The sequence below is a fragment of the Streptomyces sp. CB02980 genome (genome assembly GCF_014451325.2).
GTDB lineage: Bacteria > Actinomycetota > Actinomycetes > Streptomycetales > Streptomycetaceae > Streptomyces.
Genome location: NZ_JACSCH020000007.1, coordinates 85,515 through 103,003 on the forward strand (window position 1 = coordinate 85,515; position 17,489 = coordinate 103,003).

A 17,489-nucleotide genomic window follows, 5' to 3' on the forward strand; every position below is an offset into this window, starting at 1 on the left:
CCTCAAGGCTCCTCAAGATCAAGATCACGAAGCGTGGGGCAGAGCCTAGGGGCGCTCGGACCGAGCTTCGAGGAGGAGCGCAATAGTCGTACCGATGAGGCCACGAGTGGCGTACGGGACGCCTGGTGAGGGCGGTCGCGAGGGCGCCGCGAAACGGATTTGGGTGATGGGCCGGAGACCGTGTAATGTCTTCCTCGCTCGCCCCAATAGCTCAGTCGGTAGAGCGTCTCCATGGTAAGGAGAAGGTCTACGGTTCGATTCCGTATTGGGGCTCTGGTGAGAAGGACCCGTCTTCGGACGGGATCCGGATCATCAAAGCGGTGTAGCTCAGTCGGTAGAGCAAGCGGCTCATAATCGCTGTGTCACCGGTTCAAGTCCGGTCACCGCTACACACGGTAGCCGATTGTGGGGTCGGTCCTTCGATCGGCTACTCTTTTATGCGTTCATCCGTCCCATCCGTCCAAGGAGCACTCACGTGGCTGCCACCGACGTCCGCCCGAAGATCACGCTGGCCTGCGTGGAGTGCAAGGAGCGGAACTACATCACCAAGAAGAACCGGCGTAACGACCCGGACCGTCTTGAGATGAAGAAGCACTGCCCCCGCTGCAACTCGCACACTGCGCACCGCGAGACGCGCTAATCAGGCTCGTACACGAGGCCGTCCCCACTCGGGGGCGGCCTCGTGTCGTTTGTCGGCAACAAATCCAGGAGGTATCGAGTCCATGGCGCTCGACCAGTCCTTCGTGGGCCGGACCTATCCGCCCACTCCGGCCTACGAGGTCGGCCGCGAGAAGATCCGCGAGTTCGCCGAGGCGATCGGAGACGCGAATCCCGCCTACGTCGACCAGGAAGCGGCCAAGGAACTCGGGCACCCCGATGTGATCGCTCCGCCGACGTTCGTGTTCGCCATCACGTTCAAGGCGGCCGGCGCGGTCGTCGAGGACCCCCAGCTGGGTCTCGACTACAGCCGGGTCGTCCACGGCGACCAGAAGTTCGTCTACACGCGGCCGGTGCGCGCCGGGGACCGGCTGTCGGTCACCTCCACCATCGAGGCGATCAAGTCCCTCGCGGGCAACGACATCCTGGACATCCGCGGCGAGGTCCACGACGAGTCCGGCGAGCACGTCGTGACCGCCTGGACGAAGCTCGTCTCCCGCGCACCCGAGGGGGCCTGACCATGACCGCGAAGATCGCCTACGACGAGGTCGAGGTCGGCACCGAGCTGCCCGCGCAGACCTTTCCCGTGACCCGCGCCACACTCGTCCGGTACGCCGGCGCCTCCGGGGACTTCAATCCCATCCACTGGAACGAGAAGTTCGCGGTGGAGGTCGGCCTCCCCGACGTCATCGCCCACGGCATGTTCACCATGGCCGAGGCGATCCGCGTCGTCACCGACTGGGCCGGCGACCCCGCCGCCGTCGTCGAGTACGGCGTCCGCTTCACCAAGCCCGTCGTCGTCCCCAACGACGAGACCGGTGCGCTGATCGAGGTCAGCGCCAAGGTCGCCGCCAAGCTGGACGACCAGCAGGTACGGGTCGACCTGACCGCGATGTGCGCGGGCCAGAAGGTCCTGGGCATGTCCCGGGCCGTGGTCCGGCTCGCGTAGTCGCACCGATCGCAGAACAGGGGTGGGCGGCCGCGGAGAGCGGCCGCCCACCCTTTCCGCTTGCCAAGTTAGTGAGTGAGCACTAACTTGGTTCACATGGTCAGGATGAGTGCGGAGGAGCGGCGCGAGAGCGTCATTCGCGCGGCGATGAGCGAGTTCAGCCGCGGCGGCTATTACGGCACGTCCACCGAGGCGATCGCCAAGCGCGTCGGCGTCTCGCAGCCGTACCTCTTCCGGCTCTTCCCGGGCAAGAAGGCCATCTTCCTGGCCGCATCCGAGCGCTGCATCAGCGACACGATCCGTGTCTTCGAGAAGGCCTCGGAGGGGCTGACCGGCCAGGAGGCCCTCCACGCCATGGCCTCCGCGTACACCCGGATCATCACCGAGGACCCCGACCGGCTCCTCATGCAGATGCAGGTGTACGTGACCGTCGCCGCCGCCGAGGCGGCCGGTGACCACGAGTTCGGCGAGGCCGTGCGGGCCGGCTGGACGACGCTCTGGGAGACCGTCCACCTCGCGCTCGGCGCCGACGCCGACGAGACCACGACCTTCCTGGCGTACGGGATGCTCATCAACACCCTCGTCGCCATGGGCTTTCCGCCCGAGCACCGGGTCTGGGAGGGGTTCTACCCCTCCGTCCGGCGCCCCGGCGGTCCGGAGGAGTAGCGCCGCCGCCCGCCTTCGCGCGTCCCGGCCCTTCATGAACACGACGGGCGACTCATGGGCACGAAAGTTAGTCAGTAATAACTAACCTGAGATCTGAGGGGCAGTAATGAACCAGCCAGCAGCCCGCCGCGGTTCCGCCGCCTGGGCACTCGTCATCACCAGCGCCGCCGGCTTCATGGCGGCCCTCGACAACCTCGTCGTCACCACCGCCCTCCCCTCGATCCGCGAGGACCTGGGCGGAGCACTGCACGACCTCGAATGGACGGTGAGCGCGTACACCCTCACGTTCGCCGTCCTGCTGATGTTCGGCGCGGCCCTCGGCGACCGCTTCGGCCGCCGCCGCCTCTTCCTCGTCGGACTCACCGTCTTCACCGGCGCCTCCGCCGCGGCCGCCCTCGCCCCCGGCATCGACGCGCTGATCGCCGCCCGCGCCGTCCAGGGCGTCGGCGCCGCGATCATGATGCCGCTCACGCTCACCCTGCTCACCGCGGCCGTCCCGGCCGCCAAGCGCGGCATGGCCTTCGGCATCTGGGGCGCCGTCCAGGGACTCGCCGTCGCCTCGGGCCCCCTCATCGGCGGCGTCCTCACCGAGCACCTCTCCTGGCAGTGGATCTTCTGGCTGAACGTCCCGCTCGGCCTCGCCCTGCTGCCGCTCGCCCGGCTGCGCCTCGCCGAGTCGCACGGCACCGGCGCCCGCCTCGACATCGCCGGCACGCTCCTCGCCAGCGGCGGCCTCTTCGGCATCGTGTACGGGCTGATCCGCGGCCCGATCGACGGCTGGACCTCCCTGACCGTCCTCACCGGACTGATCGCCGGCACCGCGCTCATCGGCGGATTCATCCACCACGGCATACGCGCCAAGGCGCCGATGCTGCCCATGCGGCTTTTCCGCAACCGCGCCTTCGCCGGGATCAACGCGGCCAGCCTGCTGATGTTCCTCGGCATGTTCGGCTCGATCTTCCTGCTCAGCCAGTACATGCAGGGCGTCCTCGGCTACTCGCCCACCGAGGCCGGGCTGCGGATGCTGCCCTGGACCGGTATGCCGATGATCGTCGCGCCGCTCGCGGGCGCCCTCTCCGACCGCGTCGGCGGCCGCCCGGTCGTCGCCGCGGGCCTCGCCCTCCAGGCGATCGGCCTCGCCTGGTTCGCGCTCGTCCTGACCCCCGACGCCTCGTACGCCGCCCAGCTCCCCGCCCTCGTCGTGAGCGGCATCGGCATGGCGCTGTACTTCGCACCGGCGGCCAACCTGGTGATGTCCAGCGTCCGCCCGTCCGAGCAGGGCATCGCCTCCGGCGCCAACAACGCGCTGCGCGAGGTCGGCGGCGCGCTCGGCGTCGCCGTGATGGCCTCGATCTTCGCCGCCCAGGGCGGCTACGAGTCCGGCCAGAGCTTCGTCGACGGCCTGCTGCCCGCGCTGTGGGTCGGCGCCGGGGCGGTGGCCCTCGGCGCGGTGGCGGTGCTGTTCGCGCCGTCGCGGCGCCAGGAGGCCCGGCGGAAGGCGGAGGGGGCGACCGAGGCGGAGGCCGGGGAGAAGGACCTGGTCGCCGTGTGAACGGCCCCCGCGCCGTCCCGGCCGGGAGACGAAACGTCTCCCGGCCGGGACGGCCCCGTACCCTTGAGCCCGTGCAGCCTCTTCTCGACGCCCCCCTCGCGCCCCTGACCACCTTCCGGCTCGGCGGTCCCGCGACCCGGCTCGTCACCGCCACCACGGACGACGAGGTGGTCGCGGCCGTTCGCGAGGCCGACGCCACGGGGACGCCGCTGCTGATCATCGGCGGCGGGTCCAACCTCGTCATCGGCGACAAGGGCTTCGACGGCACCGCCCTGCGGATCGCGACCACGGGCTTCGCCCTCGACGGGACGAGGCTGGAGCTCGCCGCCGGTGAGGTCTGGACGGACGCCGTCGCCCGCACCGTCGAGGCCGGGCTCGCCGGGATCGAGTGCCTGGCCGGCATCCCCGGCTCGGCCGGCGCGACCCCGATCCAGAACGTCGGCGCGTACGGGCAGGACGTCTCCGCCACCGTGACCGAGGTCGTCGCCTACGACCGGCGCGCCGAGGAGACCGTCACCCTCACCAACGCCGAGTGCGCCTTCTCGTACCGCCACAGCCTCTTCAAGGACCACCCCGACCGGTACGTGGTGCTGCGGGTCCGCTTCGAGCTGGAGGACGCGGACGGCCTGTCCGCGCCGATCAAGTACGCCGAGACCGCCCGCGCCCTCGGCGTCGGGGCGGGCGACCGGGTGCCGCTCGCGCAGGCCCGCGAGACCGTCCTGCGGCTGCGCGCCGGCAAGGGCATGGTCCTGGACCCGGCGGACCACGACACCTGGTCCGCGGGCTCCTTCTTCACCAACCCGATCCTCACGGCGGGGGAGTACGAGACCTTCCTCACGCGCGTGGCCGGGCGCCTCGGCGCGGACGTCACCCCGCCGGCCTTCCCCGCGGGCGGCGACGGCGCCGTGAAGACCTCCGCCGCCTGGCTGATCGACAAGGCCGGGTTCACCAAGGGGTACGGCTCCGGGCCCGCGCGGATCTCCACCAAGCACACGCTCGCGCTGACCAACCGGGGCGAGGCGACCACCGAGGACCTGCTCGCGCTGGCCCGTGAGGTCGTCGCCGGGGTCCACGAGGCGTTCGGGATCACGCTGGTCAACGAGCCCGTGACGGTCGGCGTCAGCCTCTAAAACGTTTGTGCGGGACCCGCGCGGGGCCGCAGTCTTTCGGGATGCGTCTCAAGGCCCGGGAGTACCGGATCCGCGCGGGGGAGCGCGAGCACCGGGTCGTCCGGCCGTGGCCCCCGTTGCGGCACACCACGGTCAACTCGCCCCTCCACGACCGCTGGGGCTATCTCGTCGGCGACCACGACGGCCTCGCCCGGCTCGCCGCGCTCTTCTCCTTCGCCGCGTTCTCCCGGCACACGCTCGTCCACGTCCCGCTGCGCGACAGCCTGCCGCGCGCCTACGCGCCGGGCACCCCCGTCGACCTCGTCCTCGCCCACCGGGACACCGGTGGCCTGCGCCCCTCCGCATGGCCCGCGCTGCGCGGCCGGCTCCGCGACGGGCGGCCGCTGACCCTCCGTACCGACGAGCGGCGCACCGCCGACCGCGCCGCCGCCTGGGAAGCGGCCCCCGAGCGGGTCGCCGGACGGCTCCGGCCCGCCGTGCACGCCCGCACGCTCTTCCTCTTCGGCGACCGGGACGTGCTCTGCGCCGCCGCAGGGGAGCTCGCCGTCGCGGCGGGACACGGGCCGCTGCACGAGCGGGCTCCGAAGGGCCACGACGTCCTGCTCGCCTCGCTGACCCCGTTCCTGGAGCAGCCCGCCTCCGGACGGGACCTCACCGAGGTGGACATCGGCTTCCAGGCCCGGCCCCCGCTGCACCGCTTCACCCCACCGGGACGGCCAGCCAGTCGTCGATCCCGGACAGCAGCTTCTCCCTGATGTCCTCCGGCGCCGCCGAGCCGCGGACCGACTGCCGGGCCAGTTCCGCCAGTTCCGGGTCCGTGAAGCCGTGGTGCCTGCGGGCGATCTCGTACTGCGCCGCCAGGCGGGAGCCGAAGAGCAGGGGGTCGTCCGCGCCGAGGGCCATCGGGACCCCCGCCTCGAAGAGCGTCCGCAGCGGGACGTCCTCGTGCTTCTCGTACACCCCGAGGGCCACGTTGGACGCCGGGCAGACCTCACAGGTCACCCCCCGCTCCGCGAGCTTGCGCAGCAGTCGCGGGTCCTCGGCGGACCGGACTCCGTGGCCGACCCGGGACGCCCGCAGATCGTCCAGACAGTCCCGTACGGACGCCGGACCCGTCAGTTCGCCGCCGTGCGGGGCCGCGAGCAGGCCGCCCTCGCGCGCGATGGCGAAGGCCCGGTCGAAGTCCCGCGCCAGGCCGCGCCGCTCGTCGTTGGAGAGCCCGAAGCCGACCACGCCCCGGCCCGCGAACCGCACGGCGAGCCGGGCGAGCGTCCGCGCCTCCAGGGGGTGCTTCATCCGGTTCGCCGCGACGAGCACCCGCATCCCGAGCCCGGTCTCCCGCGAGGCCGCGTCGACCGCGTCGAGGATGATCTCCAGGGCAGGGATGAGTCCGCCGAGGTGCGGGGCGTACGAGGTGGGGTCGACCTGGATCTCCAGCCAGCCGGAGCCGTCCCGGACGTCCTCCTGGGCCGCCTCGCGGACGAGCCGCTGGATGTCCTCGGGAGTGCGCAGGCAGGAGCGGGCGATGTCGTACAGCCGCTGGAAGCGGAACCAGCCGCGCTCGTCGGTCGCCCGCAGCTTCGGAGGCGTACCACTGCTCAGCGCCTCGGGAAGGTGCACGCCGTACTTGTCGGCCAGCTCGATCAGGGTGGTGGGCCGCATCGAACCGGTGAAGTGCAGGTGCAGATGGGCCTTGGGCAGCTGGGTGAGATCGCGGTAAACGTGCTCCATTGGCTGATCCTGCCGCACCCGAATGGACGAAGGCACCCCGTTTCCCCGATCGGGACCTTGCTAGAACGCAAAAACGGGCCCCCGGCTCCGAAGAACCGGGGGCCCGCGAGGAGTGCGATCAGTCCGTCGCCTCGGCGAGGAGCTTCTGCAGGCGGGACACGCCCTCCACCAGGTCCTCGTCACCCAGCGCGTACGACAGGCGCAGGTAGCCCGGCGTGCCGAAGGCCTCGCCCGGGACGACCGCGACCTCGGCCTCGTCCAGGATCAGGGCGGCCAGCTCGACGGAGGTCTGCGGGCGCTTGCCGCGGATCTCCTTGCCGAGCAGGGCCTTCACCGAGGGGTACGCGTAGAACGCGCCCTCCGGCGTCGGGCAGTACACGCCCTCGATCTCGTTGAGCATCCGCACGATCGTCTGGCGGCGACGGTCGAAGGCGGTCCGCATCTCCGCGACGGCGTCCAGGTTGCCCGAGACGGCGGCGAGGGCGGCGATCTGCGCCACGTTGCTCACGTTGGACGTGGCGTGCGACTGCAGGTTCGTCGCGGCCTTCACGACGTCCTTCGGGCCCACGATCCACCCGACGCGCCAGCCCGTCATCGCGTACGTCTTCGCGACACCGTTGACCACGATGCACTTGTCGCGCAGCTCGGGGACGATCGCCGGCAGCGAGGTGAACTTCGCGTCCCCGTAGACGAGGTGCTCGTAGATCTCGTCGGTGAGGACCCACAGGCCGTGCTCGACGGCCCAGCGGCCGATCGCCTCGGCGTCGGCCTCGGTGTACACCGCGCCGGTCGGGTTGGACGGCGAGACGAAGAGGACGACCTTGGTCCGCTCCGTACGGGCCGCCTCCAGCTGCTCCACCGACACCCGGTAGCCGGTGGTCTCGTCGGCCACGACCTCCACCGGGACACCGCCCGCGAGGCGGATCGACTCCGGGTACGTCGTCCAGTACGGCGCCGGGACGATGACCTCGTCGCCCGGGTCGAGGATCGCGGCGAACGCCTCGTAGATCGCCTGCTTGCCGCCGTTGGTCACCAGGATCTGGGAGGCTTCGACCTCGTAGCCGGAGTCGCGCAGCGTCTTGGCGGCGATGGCGGCCTTCAGCTCCGGCAGACCGCCGGCCGGCGTGTAGCGGTGGTACTTCGGGTTCTTGCAGGCCTCGATGGCCGCGTCGACGATGTAGTCCGGGGTCGGGAAGTCGGGCTCACCCGCGCCGAAACCGATCACCGGGCGCCCGGCGGCCTTGAGGGCCTTGGCCTTGGCGTCGACGGCGAGGGTGGCGGACTCGGAGATCGCACCGATCCGGGCGGAGACCCGACGCTCGGTGGGAGGGGTAGCAGCGCTCATACGGCCCATCGTCCCAGACCTCATCAAGGCCCGGCACACAGGTTTCACGGACCGGACAGGAACGGTCATTCCCGGTCGTACGCGCGTCCGACGGCAGGCCGGTCGTGGTTTCTGTTCGACGTGGGGGCCCCTGACCACGTATGCTCACTCCTCGTTGGCCCGCAGCAACCACATCTCACGATGCGGTACGTTGAGGGACACCAACAAAGGGTCGTAGCTCAATTGGTAGAGCACCGGTCTCCAAAACCGGCGGTTGGGGGTTCAAGTCCCTCCGGCCCTGCTACACACACCGCCAGGTGTTGTGCGCATGTACGTACTTCATTGCACCGCCGTGCGGCTCCACCCGGGCGCGGCACGGCCGACCCGGAATCAGGTGAGAGATCGTGACGGACGCCGTAGGCTCCATCGACATGCCTGATGCCGATGACGAGGCCTCCGAGTCGAAGAAGAAGTCCCGCAAGGGCGGCAAGCGCGGAAAGAAGGGCCCCCTGGGCCGTCTCGCGCTCTTCTACCGACAGATCGTCGCCGAGCTCCGCAAGGTCGTCTGGCCCACGCGCAGCCAGCTTTCGACGTACACCACCGTGGTGATTGTCTTCGTCGTCATCATGATCGGCCTTGTCACCGTGATTGACTATGGCTTCCAGGAAGCAGTCAAGTACGTCTTCGGCTGACTTTTTGTTCCACCCCATCTGTATCGCAGGAAGAAGCAGCCACCGTGTCTGACGCGAACCTGAACGACGCCTTCGAGTCCGAGTCCGTCGAGGACGAGCTGGACATCGTCGAGGCCGCCGACGAGGACCAGGCAGACGCTGCTGACGACGTTGCCGGCGAGGCCGCCGAGGAAGCCGCTCTCCAGGTCGAGGACGAGGACCAGGACGAGGCGGAGTCCGACGAGGACGCTGACGCCGAGGACGACGAGTCCGACGCCGAGGACGACGAGTCCGTCGCTGAAGGTGACGAGGACGACGAGTCCGTCGCCGACGAGGTCGAGGACGCCGAGGAAGAGACCGAGGAGGAGGCCGAGCCGGCCGCCCCGGTCGACCCGGTCGCCGCGCTCCGCGAGGAGCTGCGCACCCTGCCCGGCGAGTGGTACGTCATCCACACCTACGCGGGCTACGAGAAGCGTGTGAAGGCCAACCTCGAGCAGCGTGCCGTCTCGCTCAACGTCGAGGACTTCATCTACCAGGCCGAGGTCCCCGAGGAAGAGATCGTCCAGATCAAGGGCGGCGAGCGGAAGAACGTCAAGCAGAACAAGCTTCCCGGCTACGTTCTCGTCCGCATGGACCTGACGAACGAGTCCTGGGGCGTCGTCCGCAACACCCCCGGCGTCACCGGCTTCGTGGGCAACGCCTACGACCCGTACCCGCTGACCCTGGACGAGATCGTCAAGATGCTCGCCCCGGAGGCCGAGGAGAAGGCCGCCCGCGAGGCCGCCGAGGCCGAGGGCAAGCCGGCTCCGGCCCGCAAGCTGGAGGTCCAGGTGCTGGACTTCGAGGTCGGCGACTCGGTCACCGTCACCGACGGCCCCTTCGCCACCCTCCAGGCGACCATCAACGAGATCAACCCCGACTCGAAGAAGGTCAAGGGCCTCGTCGAGATCTTCGGTCGCGAGACCCCGGTCGAGCTCAGCTTCGACCAGATCCAGAAGAACTGATCTCACAAGTTTCCGACCAGGTCAGAGTGGCTCTTGCAGCCGCTCTGACCTGCTCGGTTTTTGGCCGCGCGCCTATACCCGTTATCGTTGTGCGGTATGCCTCCATCCGGATGACCGGATGGCGGGCTGAACACTCTCACTAGGACCCGGAGAGAGCAATGCCTCCCAAGAAGAAGAAGGTCACGGGGCTTATCAAGCTCCAGATCAACGCTGGTGCGGCCAACCCGGCCCCGCCGGTCGGTCCCGCGCTGGGCCAGCACGGCGTCAACATCATGGAGTTCTGCAAGGCCTACAACGCCGCGACCGAGTCGCAGCGTGGCATGGTCGTGCCGGTGGAGATCACGGTCTACGACGACCGCTCCTTCACCTTCATCACCAAGACTCCGCCGGCCGCCAGGCTGATCCTCAAGGCCGCTGGTGTGGACAAGGGCTCCGGCGAGCCGCACAAGACCAAGGTCGCCAAGCTCACGGCTGCCCAGGTCCGCGAGATCGCCACGGTCAAGCTCCCCGACCTGAACGCCAACGACCTGGACGCCGCGTCCAAGATCATCGCTGGCACCGCCCGTTCCATGGGCATCACGGTCGAGGGCTGATCACCCCCCCTCGTGACCTAGTGGTAGGGCCAGCGCCGGCCCGCACCACGACTCCACACCTGAACCAACAGGAGAAGCAGTGAAGCGCAGCAAGACCCTCCGCGCAGCGGACGCCAAGATCGACAGCGAGAAGCTCTACGCTCCTCTCGAGGCCGTCCGTCTCGCCAAGGACACCTCCAGCACGAAGTTCGACGGCACCGTCGAGGTCGCCTTCCGCCTGGGCGTCGACCCGCGCAAGGCCGACCAGATGGTCCGTGGCACCGTGAACCTTCCGCACGGCACCGGCAAGACCGCCCGGGTCCTGGTCTTCGCGACCGGTGACCGTGCCGAGGCCGCGATCGCCGCGGGCGCCGACATCGTCGGCTCCGACGAGCTCATCGACGAGATCTCCAAGGGCAACCGCCTGAACGAGTTCGACGCCGTTGTGGCCACCCCGGACCTCATGGGCAAGGTCGGCCGCCTCGGCCGCGTCCTCGGCCCGCGTGGTCTCATGCCGAACCCCAAGGTCGGCACCGTCACCCCCGATGTCGCCAAGGCTGTCAACGAGATCAAGGGCGGCAAGATCGAGTTCCGCGTCGACAAGCACTCGAACCTGCACTTCATCATCGGCAAGGTCTCCTTCGATGAGACGAAGCTGGTCGAGAACTACGCCGCGGCCCTGGACGAGATCCTTCGTCTGAAGCCGTCCGCCGCGAAGGGTCGCTACATCAAGAAGGCGACCATCACGACGACGATGGGCCCCGGCATCCCGCTGGACTCGAACCGCACCCGCAACCTCCTCGTCGAGGAGGACCCGGCCGCGGTCTGAGCCCTTCCGGCTCACTGAGTGGTCAGTCGGCCCCGCACCTCTTCGGAGGTGCGGGGCCGGCTTTTTGTTACGGTGCGAGGGACCGTACGAAGCTGTCCAAGGGGTGGGGGAACAGATGAACGTGTCCGTATGGAAGCGCGCGGGGGTCGCCGTGACGGCCGTGGCCGTCGTCACCGGAGTCGCGGGGTGTCAGGACGGGGACGGGAAGGCCGCGGGCGCGGACAAGGCGCAGACGCAGAGCCTCGGCGACATCACGAAGATCATCCGGACCGCCTACGAGAAGACCTCGGCCGCCAAGTCCGCGAAGATCCGGATGACGATGGACCTGCCGACCGGTCTCGAAGGCGGCGGCACCGTGGAGATGACCGGTGTCCAGGGCTGGGACCCGACCGTCATGGACATCACCGTCAAGGGCTCGATGCTGGGCGCGGCCAACGCCGGCGGCCCCGACACGATGCGCATGATCATGCTCGGCAACGTCATGTACATGGACATGGGTGCCGGGCAGGCCGCGCAGATGGACGGCAAGCGCTGGATGAAGCTCGACATGCAGGCCGCCGCTGCGGCCTCCGGCGACAAGGCCCTGTCGAAGTCGATGACCGGCGGCCTGGAGAACATGAACCAGGACCCGGCCAAGCAGCTGGCCCTGCTCCTCGACTCGCCCAACCTCAAGCACCTCGGTGCCGAGAAGGTCGACGGCGCCGAGACCCAGCACTACAAGGGCACGCTGACCCTGGAGCAGATGGTCGCCACCAACAAGTCCCTGGACGTGCTGTCCGAGAAGGACCGCGCGGACCTGGTCGAGAGCGTCAAGAAGGCCGGCATCACGGCGTACGACACCGAGGTCTGGGTCCGTGAGGACGGCTACCCGGCCCGGATGGACATCGGCATGAAGTCGGCGCAGGGCACCGTGAAGATGGGGATGCACTTCTCCGACTACGGCGCCGAGGCCGCCGTCCAGGCCCCGCCCGCCAAGGACACCGTCGACCTCTTCGAGATGCTGAAGGGCCTCGGCGCAGGGGGCGGACAGGTCTGATTTGCCCCCGGGCGTCTCGGTCGCGTACTCTTCCGAAGAAGCCAAAGACCGCTGGTCGTCACTGTGCCGTCAAGGTGCGGTGGCCGAAGGATTCGCTGCGACGCGAACGACCCGCGCAGGTGATTGTGGATGAGTTCCCGGATCCTCGTGATGCGGTTGAGCTGAGCCCCGAGCGCCTGCGCCCGGGGCGTTTTGTTTTGTCAGTCCCTTCTGAGCGGTCCTCATCACCCGGAAGGAGGCCGACGCTCTATGGCAAGGCCCGACAAGGCTGCCGCGGTAGCCGAGCTTGAGGACAAGTTCCGCAGCTCGAACGCCGTCGTGCTGACCTCGTACACGGGGCTCACCGTGGCGCAGCTGAAGACGCTGCGTCGTTCGCTCGGTGAGAACGCCCAGTACGCCGTGGTGAAGAACACGCTGACCAAGATTGCGGCCAACCAGGCCGGCATCTCCGCGCTGGACGACCAGCTTGCTGGTTCGACCGCGGCCGCCTTCGTCACCGGTGACCCGGTGGAGTCGGCGAAGGCTCTGCGTGACTTCGCCAAGGAGAACCCGAACCTCGTCATCAAGGGCGGTGTCCTTGATGGCAAGGCGCTGTCCGCCGACGAGTTCAAGAAGCTCGCGGACCTCGAGTCCCGCGAGGTTCTGCTCAGCAAGCTGGCCGGCGCGTTCAAGGGCAAGCAGTCCCAGACTGCCTCGCTCCTGCAGGCGCTGCCGTCGAAGTTCGTCCGCACCGCGGAGGCGCTTCGCGTCAAGCTCGCCGAGCAGGGCGGTGCCGAGTAATTCGGCTCGCGTCATGATCTGTGCCGCCTAGGCGCAGGTCGTAGCGGGCCGTAACGCCCGCCTCTCTATACATCCGGCACCTGCCGAATTAGTGGAAGGATCGCCCATCATGGCGAAGCTCTCTCAGGACGACCTCCTCGCCCAGTTCGAGGAGATGACCCTCATCGAGCTCTCCGAGTTCGTGAAGGCCTTCGAGGAGAAGTTCGACGTCACCGCCGCCGCGGCCGTCGCCGTTGCCGGCCCCGCCGCGGGTGGCGCTGCCGCCGAGCCCGAGGCCGAGCAGGACGAGTTCGACGTCATCCTCGAGGGTGCCGGCGACAAGAAGATCCAGGTCATCAAGGTCGTGCGTGAGCTCACCTCCCTGGGCCTCAAGGAGGCCAAGGACCTCGTCGACGGCACCCCGAAGCCGGTCCTCGAGAAGGTCGCGAAGGAGGCCGCCGAGAAGGCTGCCGAGTCCCTCAAGGCCGCCGGCGCCTCCGTCACGGTCAAGTAAGACCGTTTCGAGTCGCTGAAGCTGACTCCTGCCCCCGTGTAACGCGGAGGCATCGAAAGGCGATCACCCTTCTGGGTGGTCGCCTTTCGGCGTTCCCCGGGAAGGGCGTGGCGACGGGCCCGAGGGCCGCCGGCAGCGGAGTATGGTGATCTTCGCCGTGCGCCCCGCAGACCGGGGGGCCTTGACGAACCGCACGCAGCGCGCAATTCTCAGGACGCGTCGTCACAACGATCCGTTTCCGAGGCATGGATCGACGACTGAACGGGCAGTATCGAGGTGCGCCGCACGGCGCGAGGTACCGCGGAGTTGAGAGCAACGAGGGTCGCGAATTATTCGCCCTGGACATCAGTGAGCCGAGTGGCTACACTGACCCTTTGCGCTGCCTGTTAGCTGCCCCCTGCCCGTCACCAGGGGCATACCTTCGCATCCGCTTCGTGGACCGACCCCGTCTGAACTGGCCTTTTGGCCGTATCAGGAAAAGTCTGCCGTGAAGCGATGCAGGGGACCGGTACGCGCGTAGTGAGTCCGAGCCCTCGGAAGGACCCCCTCTTGGCCGCCTCGCGCAACGCCTCGACCAATACGAACAACGGCGCAAGCACCGCCCCGCTGCGCATCTCTTTTGCAAAGATCAGGGAGCCCCTCGAGGTTCCGAACCTCCTCGCGCTGCAGACCGAGAGCTTTGACTGGCTGCTCGGCAACGCCGCCTGGAAGGCTCGCGTCGAGGCTGCCCTTGAGTCGGGACAGGACGTCCCCAGGAAGTCCGGCCTGGAAGAGATCTTCGAGGAGATCTCGCCGATCGAGGACTTCTCCGGGTCGATGTCGCTGACCTTCCGCGACCACCGCTTCGAGCCGCCGAAGAACTCGATCGACGAGTGCAAGGACCGTGACTTCACGTACGGCGCCCCGCTCTTCGTCACCGCCGAGTTCACCAACAACGAGACCGGCGAGATCAAGTCCCAGACGGTCTTCATGGGCGACTTCCCGCTCATGACGAACAAGGGCACCTTCGTCATCAACGGCACCGAGCGTGTCGTGGTGTCGCAGCTGGTCCGTTCGCCGGGTGTCTACTTCGACTCCTCCATCGACAAGACGTCCGACAAGGACATCTTCTCGGCCAAGATCATCCCGTCCCGGGGTGCCTGGCTGGAGATGGAGATCGACAAGCGCGACCTGGTCGGTGTCCGCATCGACCGCAAGCGCAAGCAGTCCGTCACCGTCCTCCTCAAGGCTCTCGGCTGGACCACCGAGCAGATCCTGCAGGAGTTCGGCGAGTACGAGTCCATGCGCGCCACCCTGGAGAAGGACCACACCCAGGGCCAGGACGACGCGCTGCTCGACATCTACCGCAAGCTGCGTCCGGGCGAGCCGCCGACCCGTGAGGCCGCTCAGACGCTGCTCGAGAACCTCTACTTCAACCCGAAGCGCTACGACCTCGCCAAGGTCGGCCGCTACAAGGTGAACAAGAAGCTCGGCGCCGACGAGCCGCTGGACGCCGGCGTGCTCACCACCGACGACGTCATCGCCACGATCAAGTACCTGGTCAAGCTCCACGCGGGCGAGACCGAGACGATCGGCGAGAACGGCAACGAGATCGTCGTCGAGACCGACGACATCGACCACTTCGGCAACCGTCGTCTGCGCAACGTCGGCGAGCTCATCCAGAACCAGGTCCGCACGGGTCTGGCTCGTATGGAGCGCGTCGTGCGTGAGCGCATGACCACCCAGGACGTCGAGGCGATCACGCCGCAGACCCTGATCAACATCCGGCCGGTCGTCGCCTCCATCAAGGAGTTCTTCGGCACCAGCCAGCTGTCCCAGTTCATGGACCAGAACAACCCGCTGTCGGGTCTGACGCACAAGCGTCGTCTCTCGGCGCTGGGCCCTGGTGGTCTGTCCCGTGAGCGGGCCGGCTTCGAGGTCCGAGACGTGCACCCGTCCCACTACGGACGCATGTGCCCGATCGAGACCCCCGAAGGCCCGAACATCGGTCTGATCGGTTCGCTCGCCTCGTACGGCCGCGTCAACGCGTTCGGCTTCATCGAGACGCCGTACCGCAAGGTCATCGACGGTACGGTCACCGACGATGTCGACTACGTCACCGCCGACGAGGAGGACCGCTTCGTCATCGCGCAGGCCAACGCCGCGCTCGACGACGAACTGCGGCTCACCGAGAACCGCGTCCTGGTTCGCAAGCGTGGTGGCGAGGTCGACTACGTCGAGCCGTCGGACGTGGACTACATGGACGTCTCGCCGCGCCAGATGGTGTCGGTCGCGACCGCCATGATCCCGTTCCTCGAGCACGACGACGCCAACCGTGCCCTCATGGGCGCGAACATGATGCGTCAGGCGGTGCCGCTGATCAAGTCGGAGGCCCCGCTCGTCGGCACCGGCATGGAGTACCGCTGCGCCACCGACGCCGGTGACGTGCTCAAGGCCGAGAAGGACGGTGTCGTCCAGGAGCTCTCCGCGGACTACGTCACCGTCGCCAACGACGACGGCACGTACATCACGTACCGCCTGCACAAGTTCTCGCGCTCGAACCAGGGCACCTCGGTCAACCAGAAGGTCGTCGTCGACGAGGGCGACCGCGTGATCGAGGGCCAGGTCCTCGCCGACGGTCCCGCCACCGAAGACGGCGAGATGGCGCTCGGCAAGAACCTGCTGGTCGCGTTCATGCCGTGGGAGGGTCACAACTACGAGGACGCGATCATCCTGTCGCAGCGCCTCGTGCAGGACGACGTCCTCTCCTCGATCCACATCGAGGAGCACGAGGTCGACGCCCGTGACACCAAGCTCGGCCCGGAGGAGATCACCCGGGACATCCCGAACGTCTCCGAGGAGGTCCTCGCGGACCTCGACGAGCGCGGCATCATCCGTATCGGTGCCGAGGTCGTCGCCGGCGACATCCTCGTCGGCAAGGTCACGCCCAAGGGCGAGACCGAGCTGACCCCGGAGGAGCGCCTGCTCCGCGCGATCTTCGGTGAGAAGGCCCGTGAGGTCCGTGACACCTCGCTGAAGGTGCCGCACGGCGAGATCGGCAAGATCATCGGCGTTCGCGTCTTCGACCGCGAGGAGGGCGACGAGCTTCCCCCGGGCGTGAACCAGCTGGTCCGCGTCTACGTCGCCCAGAAGCGCAAGATCACCGATGGTGACAAGCTCGCCGGCCGTCACGGCAACAAGGGCGTCATCTCGAAGATCCTGCCGATCGAGGACATGCCGTTCCTGGAGGACGGCACCCCGGTCGACATCATCCTCAACCCGCTGGGTGTCCCGTCCCGAATGAACCCGGGACAGGTCCTGGAGATCCACCTCGGCTGGCTCGCCAGCCGCGGCTGGGACGTCTCCGGTCTCGCGGACGAGTGGGCGCAGCGCCTCCAGGTGATCGGCGCCGACAAGGTCGCCCCCGGCACCAACGTCGCCACCCCGGTCTTCGACGGTGCGCGTGAGGACGAGCTCGCGGGTCTGCTGAACCACACCATCCCGAACCGCGACGGCGAGCGCATGGTGCTCCCGACCGGTAAGGCGAGGCTGTTCGACGGCCGCTCCGGCGAGCCGTTCCCGGAGCCGGTCTCGGTCGGCTACATGTACATCCTCAAGCTGCACCACCTGGTCGACGACAAGCTCCACGCGCGTTCGACCGGACCGTACTCGATGATCACCCAGCAGCCGCTGGGTGGTAAGGCCCAGTTCGGTGGCCAGCGCTTCGGTGAGATGGAGGTGTGGGCGCTGGAGGCGTACGGCGCCGCTTACGCCCTCCAGGAGCTGCTGACGATCAAGTCCGACGACGTGACCGGCCGCGTGAAGGTCTACGAGGCCATCGTCAAGGGCGAGAACATCCCTGAGCCCGGCATCCCCGAGTCCTTCAAGGTGCTCATCAAGGAGATGCAGTCCCTGTGCCTCAACGTGGAGGTGCTGTCCTCGGACGGCATGTCCATCGAGATGCGCGACACCGACGAGGACGTCTTCCGCGCAGCGGAGGAGCTCGGCATCGACCTGTCCCGGCGCGAGCCGAGCAGCGTCGAAGAGGTCTGACGGGAGTTCGGTCGGGGACTCGGCGTTTCACCGCTGAGTTCCCGGCCGGCCCCAGGACCCCCG

General features: G+C 68.3%; 17 protein-coding genes and 3 tRNA genes. 18 read left to right on the forward strand and 2 right to left on the reverse strand.

Annotated elements, in window-relative coordinates; all coding sequences use genetic code 11:
* Positions 1-200: 200 nt before the first annotated feature.
* The 9 genes from E0F75_RS16645 to E0F75_RS16685 all read left to right on the forward strand — a co-directional run bounded on the left by E0F75_RS16645 (position 201) and on the right by E0F75_RS16685 (position 5,709).
* Positions 201-273: transfer RNA gene (locus tag E0F75_RS16645), tRNA-Thr, on the forward strand.
* A 43-nt stretch (positions 274-316) separates the two neighbouring features.
* A tRNA-Met gene (locus tag E0F75_RS16650) sits at positions 317-389 on the forward strand.
* A gap of 86 nt (positions 390-475) precedes the next feature.
* Positions 476-640: a 50S ribosomal protein L33 gene (gene rpmG / locus E0F75_RS16655; RefSeq protein ID WP_006604855.1), complete on the forward strand. Its 165-nt coding sequence runs from the start codon at positions 476-478 to the stop codon at positions 638-640.
* 82 nt (positions 641-722) lie between these two features.
* Positions 723-1,175, forward strand: coding sequence for a MaoC family dehydratase N-terminal domain-containing protein (locus E0F75_RS16660; RefSeq protein WP_187623319.1), 453 nt, complete (start codon positions 723-725; stop codon positions 1,173-1,175).
* Between the two features lie 2 nt (positions 1,176-1,177).
* Positions 1,178-1,606, forward strand: a complete 429-nt coding sequence (locus tag E0F75_RS16665) for a MaoC family dehydratase (RefSeq protein WP_187623320.1) — start codon at positions 1,178-1,180, stop codon at positions 1,604-1,606.
* Positions 1,607-1,702: 96 nt separating this feature from the next.
* Positions 1,703-2,272 carry a TetR/AcrR family transcriptional regulator gene (locus E0F75_RS16670; RefSeq protein WP_187623321.1) on the forward strand — a complete coding sequence of 190 codons (570 nt, stop codon included), beginning with the start codon at positions 1,703-1,705 and terminating at the stop codon, positions 2,270-2,272.
* Between the two features lie 106 nt (positions 2,273-2,378).
* Positions 2,379-3,824 carry an MFS transporter gene (locus E0F75_RS16675; protein WP_187623322.1) on the forward strand — a complete coding sequence of 482 codons (1,446 nt, stop codon included), beginning with the start codon at positions 2,379-2,381 and terminating at the stop codon, positions 3,822-3,824.
* 71 nt (positions 3,825-3,895) lie between these two features.
* Entirely contained in the window at positions 3,896-4,954 is a 1,059-nt protein-coding gene (locus tag E0F75_RS16680) for a UDP-N-acetylmuramate dehydrogenase (protein WP_229312704.1), read from the forward strand.
* Between the two features lie 41 nt (positions 4,955-4,995).
* A complete protein-coding gene (locus E0F75_RS16685) occupies positions 4,996-5,709 on the forward strand; it encodes a hypothetical protein (protein ID WP_187623324.1) in 714 nt (237 codons plus the stop codon).
* Here the strand turns inward: E0F75_RS16685 and E0F75_RS16690 are convergent.
* Together E0F75_RS16690 and E0F75_RS16695 are read right to left on the reverse strand one after the other, a co-directional pair.
* Positions 5,654-6,685, reverse strand: a complete 1,032-nt coding sequence (locus tag E0F75_RS16690) for an adenosine deaminase (protein ID WP_187623325.1) — start codon at positions 6,683-6,685, stop codon at positions 5,654-5,656. The genes E0F75_RS16685 and E0F75_RS16690 overlap by 56 nt on opposite strands.
* A gap of 118 nt (positions 6,686-6,803) precedes the next feature.
* A complete protein-coding gene (locus E0F75_RS16695) occupies positions 6,804-8,030 on the reverse strand; it encodes a pyridoxal phosphate-dependent aminotransferase (RefSeq protein ID WP_187623326.1) in 1,227 nt (408 codons plus the stop codon).
* Positions 8,031-8,237: 207 nt separating this feature from the next.
* Between E0F75_RS16695 and E0F75_RS16700 the strand changes: the two genes are divergently transcribed.
* From E0F75_RS16700 to rpoB, 9 genes are all read left to right on the forward strand, one after another.
* Positions 8,238-8,310 (forward strand) — tRNA-Trp (locus E0F75_RS16700).
* A gap of 103 nt (positions 8,311-8,413) precedes the next feature.
* Positions 8,414-8,701, forward strand: a complete 288-nt coding sequence (gene secE, locus E0F75_RS16705; RefSeq protein WP_030318724.1) for a preprotein translocase subunit SecE — start codon at positions 8,414-8,416, stop codon at positions 8,699-8,701.
* A 44-nt stretch (positions 8,702-8,745) separates the two neighbouring features.
* Positions 8,746-9,684 (forward strand): transcription termination/antitermination protein NusG, encoded by a 939-nt coding sequence (nusG, locus tag E0F75_RS16710; protein WP_187623327.1) that lies wholly within the window; start codon positions 8,746-8,748, stop codon positions 9,682-9,684.
* Positions 9,685-9,842: 158 nt separating this feature from the next.
* A complete protein-coding gene (gene rplK, locus E0F75_RS16715) occupies positions 9,843-10,277 on the forward strand; it encodes a 50S ribosomal protein L11 (protein WP_187623328.1) in 435 nt (144 codons plus the stop codon).
* A gap of 79 nt (positions 10,278-10,356) precedes the next feature.
* Positions 10,357-11,085, forward strand: a complete 729-nt coding sequence (rplA, locus tag E0F75_RS16720) for a 50S ribosomal protein L1 (RefSeq protein WP_187623329.1) — start codon at positions 10,357-10,359, stop codon at positions 11,083-11,085.
* A gap of 115 nt (positions 11,086-11,200) precedes the next feature.
* Entirely contained in the window at positions 11,201-12,121 is a 921-nt protein-coding gene (locus tag E0F75_RS16725; RefSeq protein ID WP_187623330.1) for a hypothetical protein, read from the forward strand.
* A gap of 249 nt (positions 12,122-12,370) precedes the next feature.
* The gene (gene rplJ / locus E0F75_RS16730; protein ID WP_030318714.1) at positions 12,371-12,901 is read left to right on the forward strand and encodes a 50S ribosomal protein L10; all 531 of its coding nucleotides are present in this window, start codon (positions 12,371-12,373) and stop codon (positions 12,899-12,901) included.
* A 109-nt stretch (positions 12,902-13,010) separates the two neighbouring features.
* A complete protein-coding gene (gene rplL / locus E0F75_RS16735; protein WP_030549848.1) occupies positions 13,011-13,394 on the forward strand; it encodes a 50S ribosomal protein L7/L12 in 384 nt (127 codons plus the stop codon).
* Between the two features lie 549 nt (positions 13,395-13,943).
* Positions 13,944-17,426, forward strand: coding sequence for a DNA-directed RNA polymerase subunit beta (rpoB, locus tag E0F75_RS16740; RefSeq protein ID WP_187623331.1), 3,483 nt, complete (start codon positions 13,944-13,946; stop codon positions 17,424-17,426).
* Positions 17,427-17,489 lie beyond the last annotated feature (63 nt).